We start from the raw sequence: 12538 nt of genomic DNA, 5'->3' as shown, positions 1-12538 counted from the left end.
GTCAGGGTCGCCTCCAGACGCGGCCGTCTCGGGCCAGCATGTCGTCGGCCGACTTCGGTCCCCAGGTGCCGGCCTCGTAGGTGTCGATCGTGCGCTTGCGGGCCCAGTGGTCCATCACCGGGTCGAGGATCTCCCAGGAGAGCTCGACCTCGCGGTGCTGCGGGAACAGCGGCGGGTCGCCCAGGAGCACGTCGAGGATGAGTCGCTCGTAGGCCTCGGGACTGCTCTCGACGAACGAGCCGCCGTAGACGAAGTCCATGTTGACGTCGCGGATCTCCATCGTGGTGCCGGGGACCTTCGCGCCGAAGCGCATCGTGACGCCCTCGTCGGGCTGGATCCGCATCACGAGGGCGTTGTGTCCCAGCTCGGTGACGTCGATGTTCTCGAACGGCAGGTGCGGGGCCTTCTTGAAGACGACCGCGACCTCGGTGACGCGGCGCCCCAGCCGCTTGCCGGTGCGCAGATAGAAGGGCACGCCCGCCCAGCGGCGCGTGTGGATGTCCAGGCGCAGCGCGGCGTAGGTCTCGGTCAGCGAGCTGTCGTCGATGCCTTCCTCGCCGCGATACCCGACGACGGGCTGGCCGCCGGCCCATCCCTCGACGTACTGGGCCCGGGCGGTGTGCTTGTCCAGGTCGTCGGGCAGCCGGACGCTGCGCAGCACCTTCTGCTTCTCGGCGCGCAGGCTGGAGGCGTCGAACGCGACGGGCTCCTCCATCGCCACGAGTGCCAGCAGCTGCAGGAGGTGGTTCTGGATGACGTCGCGGGCGGCGCCGATCGCGTCGTAGTAGCCCGCGCGGGAGCCGATGCCGATGTCCTCGGCCATCGTGATCTGCACGTGGTCCACGTAGTTGGCGTTCCAGACCGGCTCGAACATCTGGTTCGCGAAGCGCAGCGCCAGGATGTTCTGGACCGTCTCCTTCCCCAGGTAGTGGTCGATGCGGAACACGGACTCGGCGTCGAAGACGTTGCCGATCAGGTGGTTGAGCTCCTTGGCCGACTCGAGGTCGTGACCGAAGGGCTTCTCGACGACGACGCGCCGCCAGCCCTCGCCGGGCTTGGCCAGGCCGTGCTGGTCGATCTTGGACACGACGGTGGGGAACAGGCCCGGTGGGATCGACAGGTAGAACGCGTGGTTGCCCCCGGTGCCCTGGCGCTCGTCGAGCTTGGTGAGCGTCTTGGCGAGCTCCTCCCAGGCATCGTCGTCGTCGAACTGGCCGGGGACGAAGCGGATGCCGGCGGCGAGCTGCTTCCAGACGGTCTCGCTCCACTCGGTGCGAGCGCCGGCCTTGGCCGCCTTCTTGAGCAGCGTGGCGAACGTGCCGTCGCCCCAGTCGCGCCGGGCGAAGCCGACGAGGCCGAAGCCCGGGGGCAGCAGGCCGCGGTTGGCGAGGTCGTAGATCGCCGGGATCAGCTTCTTGCGGGCCAGGTCGCCGGTGACGCCGAACATCACGACCGAGCAGGGGCCCGCGATCCGCGGCAGCCGCCGGTCGCGTGGGTCGCGCAGGGGGTTGGGGTTCATGCCAGTGCGTCCTTGATCGCGGCCAGTCCCGCCTCGACGTCGTGCAGGTGCAGTCGCAACACCGGGCGGCCCTTGTCGCGCAGGACGCTGGCATCGCCGGCGGCCTGCGACACGATGAACTGGCCGAGGGTGAAGTCCCGGCCCGGCACGGACACGTCCTGCACCGGGTCGGCCGTCACCTGCAGGAAGACGCCTCGGGGCGTCCCCCCCTTGTGGTACTGGCCGGTCGAGTGCAGGAACCGCGGTCCCCAGCCGAACGTCACCGGGCGCGAGATCCGGCCCGCCACCGACGGGGCGAGGGACTCCAGCCCGGCGAGCGCCCAGCGGTCGAGGTAGAACTGCAGCGCGAGGTAGTCGTGCTCGCCGACCCGGCCGAGCAGCTCGGCGATCGCATCGGCGATCGTCGTCGCCGACGAGCCGTAGATGTCCGCCAGCTCGCCGGTGTGGTCGGGCGCGGGGAGCGAGGCCTCGCCGCCCAGCAGCTCGCGGGCCGCGGCCTTGGCGCTCTCGACGTCGGGCTGGTCGAAGGGATCGATCGAGAGCAACCGTCCGGCGACCGCCGTGGCGACCTCCCAGATCAGGAACTGGGCTCCGAGCGACGCCTCGACGCCGGCCGCCCACGGGTGTCCGGGAGCCTCGGCGGTGCCCAGGTGGACGACGAACTCGTCGGGGCTGAAGGGATCGTCCGGCGTCAGGGCGACGACCGGCAGGATGCCGGTGTCCTCCTTGCCGGTGGACTCGGCCACGAGCTGCTCGATCCAGTCGCCCAGGCCGTGCTGGTCGCGGTCGTACAGGACGACCTTGTCGACACCCGCCTGGGCGGCCACGCCGAGCGCGGTGCCCAGGCGCAGGCCCGGGTTGCCGGTCTCGTCGGCGCTGAGCTCGGGGACGAGCTCGCCGGCCTGGTCGAGCAGCGTCGCGATGTCGGCTCCGGCGATGCCGCTGGGGACGAGCCCGAAGGCGGTGAGCGCCGAGTAGCGCCCGCCCACGTGGGGGTCGGCCCGGAAGACCCGGTAGCCGGCCGCCGTGGCCTCCTCGTCCAGCGGCGAGCCCGGGTCCGTCACGATCACCAGGTGCGCGCTGGGGTCGAGCCCCGCGTCGGTGAACGCCTGCTCGAAGATGCGGCGCTGGCTGTCGGTCTCGACGGTGCCGCCGGACTTGCTCGACACCACCACGACCGTGGACTCCAGGTCGCGGATCGCCGATCGCACCATGTCCGGGTTCGAGGAGTCCAGGACGTCGAGGGGGACCCCGGCGGCCGCGCAGATGACCTCGGGCGCGAGCGACGACCCGCCCATGCCGCAGAGCACGACGCGGGTGATCCCTCGCGACCGCAGGTCGTCACGCAGCGCGACGATGTCCGGCACCAGCGCCCGGGACGACTCGTGCAGGGTCACCCAGGACAGCCGGATCGACGCCTCCGACTCGGCCTCGGGACCCCAGAGGGTCCCGTCCTCGTCGAACAGCCGGGACGCGAAGCGCTCGTCGACGAGTCCCTCGACGGCCCGGTCGACCGACTCGTCCTGCGGAACGTGGATGCGGAGTCGGTACGTCATGCTCAGGCCTTGTCGAGCTCGGCGCGGACGGTCTCGAGCAACTCGGCCCACGAGTCGTCGAACTTCTTGAGGCCCTCGGTCTCGAGACCCTCGACGACCTCGTCGTAGGTGATGCCCTGGGCCTCGAGCTCGTCCCACAGGCGCTGCGCCTCGTCGCCACGGCCGGTGACCGTGTCGCCGGTGACCTCACCGTGGTCCGCGAACGCCTCGAGTGTCTTCTCGGGCATCGTGTTCACGGTGCCGTCCACGACCAGTTCGGTGACGTAGAGCGTGTCGGAGTAGGCCGGGTCCTTGACTCCGGTCGAGGCCCACAGCGGGCGCTGCGGGTGGGCGCCCTGCGCCACCAGCGCCTGGGCGCGGTCCGACTCGAAGACCTTCTGGTAGGTCGCGTACGCGAGATAGGCGTTCGCGAGGGCCGCCTTGCCGCGCAGCGGGCTGTCCTCGGCGAGTCGGCCGTCGACCTCCGCGTCGACGCGGCTGATGAAGAACGACGCGACCGAGTGGATCTTCGACAGGTCGCGACCCTCGGCCGCCGCCTGCTCGAGGCCGTAGAGGTAGGCGTCCATGACGCCGCGGTAGCGCTCGAGGGAGAAGATCAGGGTCACGTTGACGCTGATGCCCTTGGCGATGGCCGCGGCGATCGCCGGCAGGCCCTCACGCGTGGCGGGGATCTTGATCATCACGTTCGGACGGTCGATCTCCTTCCACAGCCGCTCGGCCATCTCGACCGTGCCGTCGGTGTCGCGGGCCAGACCCGGCTCGACCTCGATCGAGACGCGGCCGTCGAACCCGTCGGTGCGGTCGTAGACCGGGCGCAGGATGTCGCACGCGTCACGGACGTCGGTCGTGGTGATCGCGAAGACCGTGGTGTCCACGTCCGCGCCCTGGGCCTTGAGCTCGGCGACCTGCTTCTCGTAGCGCTCGCCCTTCGACAGCGCCGACGCGAAGATCGTCGGGTTGGTGGTGACGCCGACGACCGAGCGGCTGGTCACCAGCTCGGCCAGGTTTCCGGTCTCGATTCGCTCGCGCGAGAGGTCGTCGAGCCAGATCGACACCCCCGCGTCGCTGAGAGCCTTCAGTCGTTCGGTCATGTCGATCACTCCTGTGATGGGGGTCAGTGGGTGGTGTCGGGGAGCACCGGTCCGGTGGGCCGGGCGAACACGGGGACTCCGCCCTCGTGCTGCGCTGCCAGGATGGACTCCCGGGCCGCCTCGGCCGCGGCCAGCGCGGTGATGCCGAAGCGGTCGTAGAGCTCGGTGTACGACGCCGAGGCGCCGAAGTGCTCGAGCGAGACGATGCGGCCGGCATCGCCGACGATGTCGCGCCAGCCGAACGCCACGGCCGCCTCGATGGCGACGCGGGCGCGGACGTGCGGCGGGATGACGCTGTCGCGGTAGGCCTGGTCCTGCTCCTCGAACCATTCGCGGCACGGCATCGAGACGACACGCGCCGCGATGCCCTCCTCGGCCAGCGCCGCGCGGGCGGCCACGGCCAGCTGCACCTCGGAGCCGGTGGCCACGAGGATCACGTCGGGCGTCGCGTGGTGCAGGTCGGCGGGGGAGTCGAGCAGGACGTACGCGCCCTTGGCGGCCTCGGACGCCGGCGCGTACTCGCCGTCGCGTGGGAAGACCGGCAGGTTCTGCCGGCTGAGGGCCAGGGCGGCGGGCCGGTGGTAGCGGTGCAGGATCGTCGACCAGACGGCCACGGTCTCGTTGGCGTCCGCGGGACGGACGACGTCCAGGCCGGGGATCGTGCGCAGGGCGGCGAGGTGCTCGACCGGCTGGTGCGTCGGTCCGTCCTCGCCCAGGCCGATCGAGTCGTGCGTCCAGACGTACGTGACCGGCAGCTCCTGCAGCGCGGCCAGCCGGACGGCGGGGCGCATGTAGTCGCTGAAGACCAGGAACGTGCCGCCGTACGGGCGCGTGGGCCCGTGCAGGGCGATGCCGTTCATGATCGAGCCCATGGCGTGCTCGCGGATGCCGAAGTGGAGCACCCGGCCGTACCAGTCGCCGGTGAACTTCTTGGTCGAGTTCTGCGGCGGCAGGAAGGACGGCTGGTCCTTGGGCGTCGTGTTGTTCGAGCCGGCGAGGTCGGCCGAGCCGCCCCACAGCTCGGGCAGCGTCGCGGCGGCGGCCGTGAGGAAGTCGCCCGAGGCGACGCGGGTGGCGACGCCCTTCTCGCTGGGCTCGTAGACGGGGAGGTTCGCGTCCCAGCCCTCGGGCAGCTCGCGGCTGATCATCCGATCGAGCAGCGCCTTGCGCTCGCCGTTGGCGGTGACCCACAGGTCGAAGCGGGTCTGCCACTCCTCATGGGCCTGCTCGCCGCGCTCTAGGGCCTGGCGGGTGTGCTCGAGGACCTCGTCGGCGACCGCGAAGTCGACCTCGGGATCGAAGCCGAGCAGCTCCTTGGTGGCCTTGATCTCGTCCGCGCCGAGGGCCGAGCCGTGCGAGGCGCCCGTGTTCTGGGCGTTCGGGGCGGGCCAGGCGATGATCGTGCGCAGGACGATGAGGCTGGGACGGTCGGTGACGCGCTTGGCAGCCGCGAACGCGTCCGCCAGGGCATGGACGTCCTCGCGGTACTCGCCGCCGCCGTGGGTCCAGTCGACGGTCTGGACGTGCCAGCCGTAGGCCTCGTAACGAAGCGCGACGTCCTCGGTGAACGCGACGTCGGTGTCGTCCTCGATGGAGATCTTGTTGTCGTCGTACAGGAGGGTGAGGTTGCCCAGCTGCTGCAGGCCCGCGAGCGAGGAGGCCTCGCCCGAGACGCCCTCCTGCAGGTCGCCGTCGGAGCAGATGGCGTAGATGTCGTGGTCGAACGGGCTCTCGCCCGGACCGGCGAAGGGATCGAAGAGGCCGCGCTCGCGGCGGGCGGCCATCGCCATGCCGACCGCGTTGGCGACGCCCTGGCCGAGCGGGCCGGTGGTGACCTCGACGCCGGGGGTGTGCCCGTACTCGGGGTGGCCCGGGGTCTGGCTGCCCCAGGTGCGCAGGGACTTCAGGTCCTCGAGCGTCATCGGGTAGCCCGCCAGGTACAGCTGGATGTACTGCGTGAGGCTCGAGTGGCCGCACGAGAGCACGAAGCGGTCGCGCCCGATCCACGACGGATCTGCGGGATCGTGCCGCATCAGCTTCTGGTAGATCAGGTAGGCGGCGGGCGCCAGGCTCATGGCGGTCCCGGGGTGGCCGTGTCCGGCCTTCTGGACGGCGTCGGCCGCCAGCAGTCGCGCCGTGTTGACCGCGCGGTCGTCCAGCTCCGACCAGTCGAGCGTCGGTTCAGATGCGTGAGGGCTGTGGGTCACCGCGGAACTCCTGGGTCATCACGAGGTCGGTCGAACAAGGTCTGCGTCTTGAGCCTATCCGTCGGGCATTAGACTCTGCCATGTGACCGTCACTCCGCATGCCGCCGACGAGCACACCCGTATCGATCGGCCCGGGCGCCGCGATGTGGTGCTCGCATACGTGGCGCTGACCAAGCCTCGCATCATCGAACTGCTGCTTTTGACCACGGTTCCGGTGATGTTCCTCGCCCAGAAGGGCGTCCCCGACCTGTGGCTCGTCGTGGCCACCCTGGTCGGCGGCTCCCTCTCGGCCGGCTCCGCGAACGCGTTGAACTGCGTCGTGGATGCCGACATCGACCAGAAGATGCGCCGCACGGCCCGCCGGCCCCTCCCGCGCCACCACGTGGGAACGCGCTCGGCGCTCGTCTTCGGCCTGGTGCTCGGTGTGCTCTCGACCGCGTGGCTCGGTCTGACGGTCAACTGGCTGTCGTCGACGCTGGCGCTGGCCGCCAACGTCTTCTACGTCGTCGGCTACACGATGATCCTCAAGCGCCGCACGACCCAGAACATCGTCTGGGGTGGCGCCGCGGGCTGCTTCCCGCCGCTCATCGGCTGGACGGCCGTCACGAACGAGCTGGCGTGGACCCCGTTCCTGCTCTTCCTCGTGGTCTTCTTCTGGACGCCGCCGCACTTCTGGGCGCTGGCGATGCGCTACCGCGAGGACTACTCCGCGGCCAACGTGCCGATGCTCCCGTCGGTCGTGCCGTCGGCCGAGGTCGGCCGCCAGATCGTCCGCTACACGTGGGCGACGGTCCTGACGTCGCTGCTGGTCTGGCCGGTCGCCGACACGGGCTGGTTCTTCCCGTCGGTGGCGATCCTGCTGGGCATCGTGTTCCTCATCGAGGCCTACGACCTGCGCGCCCGCGCCCGCGAGACCGAGGAGCTGTCGATCATCAAGCCGATGCGACTGTTCCACTTCTCCAACGCGTACCTGGCTCTGTTGTTCGTCGCCGCGGCGGTCGATCCCTTCATCGGCTGACGACGTCGTAGGCTCGCGTCATGCGCGCTTTCCTCGTCTGGCTCGTTCCCGCCGCCGCCGCGTTCGCCGCGTGGTGGATCTTCCTCGGCACCGACTCCGACGACCAGTACACGGTCGGTCAGGTCGCGGGCCTCGTCGTGGTCCTGCTCGTCATCGGAGTCGCGTGCGGCTGGCTGGCGCGCACGATGGACCTGTTGCCGCTGGTCGTCTCGGCCGTGGTCGGCATCTCCGCGGCGTGCTGGACCAGCTGGTCCGACAGTGAGGACGGCCTGTTCGCCATCGGCTGGATGATGGTCACCGCGGGCGCCGTGATCGGCGCGACCGTCGTGATCGTGGGCTCCTGGGCGGTGCGTCGCCGGATCGACGTCAAGGGCCGACCTGCCGCGTGAGCGTGCGGATCGAGGAGCTCGAGCCCGACGGCTGGCGCCGGTGGCGCGACGTGAGGTCGCGCGCCTTGGCGCTGGATCGTGCGGCGTTCGCGTGCTCGGCCCACCAGCTGGGCCCCGAGGCGCCCGAGAGTCGGTGGCGCGAGCGGATCGCCGCGCCCGGAGCCATCCTCCTGGCGGTCGACGACGACGGCCAGGACATCGCGATGGTCGGGCTGTCGACGGCCGGCGCCCCCGAGCTGATCTCGATGTGGGTCGCGCCCGAGGCGCGCCACCGCGGCATCGGCCGCGTCCTGGTGGACGCGGTGATCGCCCGCGCGGGGAGCCGGCCGCTGTCCCTGCGGGTCATGGCCGAGAACGCCGGCGCGATCGCGTTCTACGCCGGCTGCGGATTCGAGCTCGCGGGACGCGAGCCCGACGACGAGGGAACCCTCACGATGAGACGGGCCGCGCCGTCAGCAGCCACCGCGTGGCCAGCGCCAGCAGAACGGCCGCACCGACCAGGTGCGTCGCGACCAGGACGATCGGTAGATCAGTGAAGTACTGCACGTAGCCGATCAGGCCCTGGGCCAGTCCGGCCACCAGCACCCACACGCCGGCCTGCCGGGCGCGACCACGGGTGAGGACGATCGCCGCGACCGTCAGGATCAGGAACGTCCACACGCTGATGGCGTGGATCCGGCTCCACCAGACGGGGTCGAGCTCGTTGCGAGGCGCGTTCGCGTCGCCGGCGTGGGGGCCGCTGCCGGTCACGATCGTGCCGAGGTAGATCACGGCCAGCAGGACGACGTAGGCGCCCTGCACGATCCACGCCGGGATCCGATCGACGGTGCCTTCCTCCTGACGCAGGCTCATCAGGAAGATCGTCGCCGCGACGACCAGGCCCATCGACAGGATCAGGTGCAGCGACACGATCCACGGGTTGAGGTCGGTCAGCACCGTGATGCCGCCGATGACGCCCTGGAACGGGATCCCGATGGCGATGCCGAGCACCAGACGCAGCTGGGTGCGCGTGGCTCCGGTCCATCGCCACGTGGCCAGCACGGTGCCGATGGCGATGACGATGAGGACGTAGGTCAGCGTGCGGTTGCCGAACTCGATGACGCCGTGCCAGCCGAGGGCTCCGTGCGGGACGAAGGACTCGTCGGTGCAGCGCGGCCACGTCGGGCAGCCCAGGCCGGAGCCGGTCAACCGGACCAGCCCGCCGGTCAGGATGATCAGGGTGTTGGCGACGAGGTTGGCCCACGCCCACTTCTCGACCGTCGCCTGCGACGTCGTGCGTCGCGAGACCGTGTTCATTCCCATCGGAACCACCTTCCGGCGGCGGCCGCGGCCACGAGGGCCCACACGGCGAGCACCACCACGACGAACGTACCGGGCGATCCGGTGGCGAAGGCGTCACGCAGGCCCTCGCCCAGTGCCCCGGACGGCAACAGCTTGAGTCCCTCGGCGACGGCGTCCGGGTAGCGGTCGAGCGGCAGCAGGACGCCACCGCCGACCAGCAGGAGCACGTACACGAGGTTGGCCCCGGCCAGCGTCGCCTCGGCGCGCAGGGTGCCGGCCATCAGCAGGCCCAGGCCGCCGAACGCGACGGTGGCCAGCAGACCCAGCACGACGAGCCAGAGCCAACCGCTCGCGCCGCCGGTGGGACGCCAGCCCAGCGCGAGGGCGAGTCCGCCGAGCACCACGAACTGGCCGATCTGCAGGACGGCGACGGCGGCGACCTTGCCGCCGAGCAGGCCGCTGCGCGAGAGCGGCGTCGCGCCCAGGCGCTTGAGCACGCCGTAGCGGCGCTCGAAGGCCGTCGCGATCGCCAGCGAGGTGAACGAGGTCGACAGGATCGCCAGCGCCAGCACGCCGGGCGCGACGACGTCGATGGGGCGGTCCCCGCCGACGAGACGATCCGAGCGCGAGCCGGCGACGAGCAACAGGATCGGGATGACGAAGGTCAGCAGCAGCTGCTCACCGTTGCGCAGGGTCAGCCGCAGCTCCATCGCGGTCTGCGCGGCCAGGCGCCGGCCGCGCGACGCGGCGCCGGGGGCGGGGGAGAGGTCGAGGGAGGTCATCGCAGGTCCCGCCCGGTCAGCTCGAGGAACCGGTCCTCGAGGGTCTGGTGTTCGACGAGGACCGAGTCGATCAGCACGTCGTGGGCGGCGCACCACCCGGTCAGCCGGTGCAGGACGGACGGGTCGACCTCGGTGGTGAGGACGTAGTGGCCCGGCTCGGGCTCGGTCACGGTCGTGCCCGGGGGCAGCTCGGCGGCCAGCGAGTCGCGGTCCAGACCCGCGCGGGCGCGCATGCGGATCGTGTTCTGCGCGCCGACGGCGACCAGCTCGGCCGGCGTGCCGGACGCGATCACGCGGCCGGCGTCGATGATGTGGACGTGGTCCGACAGCTCCTGCGCCTCGTCCATGTAGTGCGTGGTCAGGACGGTCGTGACGCCGTGGGTGCGCAGCTCGTCGACGAGGTCCCACGTGGCGCGGCGGGACTGCGGGTCCAGGCCGGCGGTGGGCTCGTCGAGGAAGACCAGCTCGGGCCGGCCGACGATCGCCATCGCGAGTGACAGGCGCTGCTTCTGACCGCCGGACAGCCGCCGGTACGGGGTCTGGGCGAACGACTCCATGCCCAGCCGCTCGACGAGAGGTTCGACGGGCAGGGGAGTGGCGTAGAGCGAGGCCATGTGGCGCAGCATCTCGCCGGCGCGGACGCCGAGCCAGGCGCCGCCGGACTGCAGCATGACGCCGACGCGAGGGCGCAGCGCCTCGGCATCGGCGACCGGATCGAGGCCCAGGACCCGGACCGTGCCGGACTGCGGACGGCGGAAGCCCTCGCACGTCTCGATGGTCGTGGTCTTGCCCGCGCCGTTCGGCCCGAGGATCGCGGTGACCGTGCCGGGCTCGACGGTCAGATCGATTCCGTCGACCGCTCGCACGACCGCGTCGCTGCGGCCGTAGTGCATGACGAGGTCGCGAACCTCCACGGCGGGAACAGATGTCGTCGAGGGCACCAGAACATTCTAGTTGTGGCAGGTTGAAGCCATGGACCTGCCCGTGATGCCGCCGGTTTCGCCGATGCTCGCGAAGTCCGCCCAACAGGTGCCCCGCGGCGACGACCTGCTCTACGAGCCCAAGTGGGACGGCTTCCGGGCCCTGATCTTCCGAGACGGCGACGAGATCGAGATCACCAGCCGGTCGACGAAGCCGCTGACTCGGTACTTCCCCGACGTCGTGGAGTCGATCCGCGCCCACATCCCCGCGCGCTGCGTCCTCGATGGCGAGATCGTGATCGCGATGGACGGCCGTCTGAGCTTCGACGCGCTGAGCAACCGCATCCACCCGGCCGCGTCGCGCGTGACGATGCTGAGCCACGAGACGCCGGCCTCCTTCGTGGCCTTCGACCTGCTCGCGCTCGGCGACCGCTCCTTCGTCGACGAGCCCTTGGCAGTCCGACGGCCCGCGCTCGTGGAGGCGCTCTCCGCGGCCACCGCGCCGATCCACGTCACCCGCGTCACCCAGGACCCGGACGAGGCGCAGCGCTGGTTCACGATCTTCGAGGGCGCCGGGCTGGACGGGGTGATCGCGAAGCGCCTCGACGGACCCTATGCGCCGAACGGCCGCACGATGGTGAAGGTCAAGCACGCGCGCACCGCCGATGTCGTGGTGGCCGGCTACCGCCTCCACAAGAACTCGATGCCCGAGCGGCCGCTGCTCGGCTCGATGCTGCTGGGGCTGTTCGCCGGCGACGGGCGCCTGCAGCACGTCGGTGTCGCGGCTTCGTTCACCGAGAGCCGACGGGCCGAGCTGGTCGAGGAGCTCGCGCCGCTGGAGCTGGCGCCGGGTGAGTCGCACCCCTGGGACCGGTGGCGCGACGACGAGGCGCAGGCGTCCGGGCGGCTGCCGGGCGGGCAGAGCCGGTGGACGGGCACCAAGGACCTGTCGTTCGTGCCGCTGCGGCCCGAGCGGGTCGTCGAGGTCGCCTACGAGCACATGGAGGGCGAGGGCGACCAGGCGCGCTTCCGCCACACCGCGCGGTTCCAGCGCTGGCGCCCCGACCGCGAGCCCGAGTCGTGCACGTACGCGCAGCTGGAGGAGGTCGCCCGCTACGACCTCGACAACGTCCTGCTCTAGTCGTCCCAGCGGCAGGTCGCCGTCCCGCCGGGGAAGGCCGCCGTGGCCTTGATGATGACGGACCCGTCCGCGTCGAGGATGCGGCACGTGGGGATGTCCCGGCCGTCGTTCGCCGTCGCGTCCAGGCGGACCCCACCGTCCACGGCGCCGATGTCGGTGCTCCAGCCCGGGTCGACCGCAGTCTCGGTGTACTCGTCGGTGCCGTCGGACCAGATCACGTCCACGCCCGTGCCCTCGCGTGAGTCGACCTCGAGCGTGTACCGGGCGGCGAAGTCGCCATCGCCACCGGACCAGTCGCCCAGGTCGATCCCCGGGTCCTCCGTCGGGACCAGCGACGACAGGAGGAACAGCACCACGACGCCGATCACGACGGCCGCGGCGACGACGACGCCGCGGTTCTTCGCGTCGACGGGGCCGAACCGGCGCGGCTGCTCGGGAAGGCTGTGACCGATCGGCACCTGTTCGCCGTTGAGCATCATGTAGCCCTCCGGCAGCCGGTCGGACGAGGCCCGACCTGACGCCGATTTCGCGCCCTCGACCCGCTCGGTCCAGGCCTGACCGTTCCAGAACCGCTGGCCTCCGCTGCCGGCCGGATCGTCGTACCAGCCCGCAGGCGCCTTCTGGTTCACGCGTT

General features: G+C 71.1%; 12 protein-coding genes. 4 read left to right on the top strand and 8 right to left on the bottom strand.

Annotation, left to right across the window (positions count from 1 at the left end):
* Position 1: 1 nt before the first annotated feature.
* From zwf to tkt, 4 genes are read right to left on the bottom strand one after another with little or no spacing between them, the layout of a single operon-like run.
* Positions 2 to 1519: a glucose-6-phosphate dehydrogenase gene (gene zwf, locus NP095_RS08830; RefSeq protein WP_249378261.1), complete on the bottom strand. Its 1518-nt coding sequence runs from the start codon at positions 1517 to 1519 to the stop codon at positions 2 to 4.
* Entirely contained in the window at positions 1516 to 3075 is a 1560-nt protein-coding gene (locus NP095_RS08825) for a glucose-6-phosphate isomerase (RefSeq protein ID WP_256765947.1), read from the bottom strand. The genes zwf and NP095_RS08825 overlap by 4 nt, the downstream gene beginning before the upstream one ends.
* Before the next feature lie 2 nt (positions 3076 to 3077).
* Complete coding sequence (tal, locus tag NP095_RS08820) at positions 3078 to 4166, bottom strand: transaldolase (RefSeq protein WP_249378259.1); 1089 nt, start codon at positions 4164 to 4166, stop codon at positions 3078 to 3080.
* Positions 4167 to 4189: 23 nt separating this feature from the next.
* Positions 4190 to 6373, bottom strand: coding sequence for a transketolase (gene tkt, locus NP095_RS08815; RefSeq protein ID WP_256765946.1), 2184 nt, complete (start codon positions 6371 to 6373; stop codon positions 4190 to 4192).
* A gap of 82 nt (positions 6374 to 6455) precedes the next feature.
* Here tkt and NP095_RS08810 point away from each other — a divergent pair, with 82 nt between their 5' ends.
* The 3 genes from NP095_RS08810 to NP095_RS08800 are packed head-to-tail and all read left to right on the top strand — an operon-like array spanning position 6456 to position 8316.
* On the top strand, positions 6456 to 7391 hold the full coding sequence (locus NP095_RS08810) for a heme o synthase (protein WP_256765945.1): 936 nt from the start codon (positions 6456 to 6458) through the stop codon (positions 7389 to 7391).
* 20 nt (positions 7392 to 7411) lie between these two features.
* The gene (locus tag NP095_RS08805; RefSeq protein ID WP_256765944.1) at positions 7412 to 7780 is read left to right on the top strand and encodes a hypothetical protein; all 369 of its coding nucleotides are present in this window, start codon (positions 7412 to 7414) and stop codon (positions 7778 to 7780) included.
* On the top strand, positions 7777 to 8316 hold the full coding sequence (locus NP095_RS08800; RefSeq protein ID WP_256765943.1) for a GNAT family N-acetyltransferase: 540 nt from the start codon (positions 7777 to 7779) through the stop codon (positions 8314 to 8316). The genes NP095_RS08805 and NP095_RS08800 overlap by 4 nt, the downstream gene beginning before the upstream one ends.
* Here the strand turns inward: NP095_RS08800 and NP095_RS08795 are convergent.
* The 3 genes from NP095_RS08795 to NP095_RS08785 are packed head-to-tail and all read right to left on the bottom strand — an operon-like array spanning position 8210 to position 10784.
* The gene (locus tag NP095_RS08795; RefSeq protein WP_249378254.1) at positions 8210 to 9082 is read right to left on the bottom strand and encodes a COX15/CtaA family protein; all 873 of its coding nucleotides are present in this window, start codon (positions 9080 to 9082) and stop codon (positions 8210 to 8212) included. The genes NP095_RS08800 and NP095_RS08795 overlap by 107 nt on opposite strands.
* Positions 9073 to 9843: an ABC transporter permease gene (locus NP095_RS08790; RefSeq protein ID WP_249378253.1), complete on the bottom strand. Its 771-nt coding sequence runs from the start codon at positions 9841 to 9843 to the stop codon at positions 9073 to 9075. Before NP095_RS08790 ends, NP095_RS08795 begins: the two co-directional genes overlap by 10 nt.
* Complete coding sequence (locus tag NP095_RS08785; RefSeq protein WP_256765942.1) at positions 9840 to 10784, bottom strand: ABC transporter ATP-binding protein; 945 nt, start codon at positions 10782 to 10784, stop codon at positions 9840 to 9842. Before NP095_RS08785 ends, NP095_RS08790 begins: the two co-directional genes overlap by 4 nt.
* Positions 10785 to 10815: 31 nt before the next feature.
* On the opposite strand from NP095_RS08785, the gene NP095_RS08780 reads away from it, so the two are divergent.
* The gene (locus tag NP095_RS08780) at positions 10816 to 11904 is read left to right on the top strand and encodes an ATP-dependent DNA ligase (protein ID WP_256765941.1); all 1089 of its coding nucleotides are present in this window, start codon (positions 10816 to 10818) and stop codon (positions 11902 to 11904) included.
* Here the strand turns inward: NP095_RS08780 and NP095_RS08775 are convergent.
* Positions 11901 to 12533, bottom strand: a complete 633-nt coding sequence (locus NP095_RS08775; RefSeq protein WP_256765940.1) for a DUF2510 domain-containing protein — start codon at positions 12531 to 12533, stop codon at positions 11901 to 11903. The genes NP095_RS08780 and NP095_RS08775 overlap by 4 nt on opposite strands.
* Positions 12534 to 12538 lie beyond the last annotated feature (5 nt).

The organism is Aeromicrobium duanguangcaii (genome assembly GCF_024508295.1).
Lineage (GTDB): Bacteria > Actinomycetota > Actinomycetes > Propionibacteriales > Nocardioidaceae > Aeromicrobium > Aeromicrobium duanguangcaii.
Note: the sequence above shows the minus strand (reverse complement) of the source record. Positions and strands in the feature narration are given on the sequence as shown.

What these genes read in the sequence shown, in the direction of transcription:
- zwf (WP_249378261.1), bottom strand. Translation starts at nt 1,519, where the DNA reads ATGAACCCCAACCCCCTGCGCGACCCACGCGACCGGCGGCTGCCGCGG.
- NP095_RS08825 (WP_256765947.1), bottom strand. Translation starts at nt 3,075, where the DNA reads ATGACGTACCGACTCCGCATCCACGTTCCGCAGGACGAGTCGGTCGAC.
- tal (WP_249378259.1), bottom strand. Translation starts at nt 4,166, where the DNA reads ATGACCGAACGACTGAAGGCTCTCAGCGACGCGGGGGTGTCGATCTGG.
- NP095_RS08805 (WP_256765944.1), top strand. Translation starts at nt 7,412, where the DNA reads ATGCGCGCTTTCCTCGTCTGGCTCGTTCCCGCCGCCGCCGCGTTCGCC.
- NP095_RS08795 (WP_249378254.1), bottom strand. Translation starts at nt 9,082, where the DNA reads ATGGGAATGAACACGGTCTCGCGACGCACGACGTCGCAGGCGACGGTC.
- NP095_RS08790 (WP_249378253.1), bottom strand. Translation starts at nt 9,843, where the DNA reads ATGACCTCCCTCGACCTCTCCCCCGCCCCCGGCGCCGCGTCGCGCGGC.
- NP095_RS08780 (WP_256765941.1), top strand. Translation starts at nt 10,816, where the DNA reads ATGGACCTGCCCGTGATGCCGCCGGTTTCGCCGATGCTCGCGAAGTCC.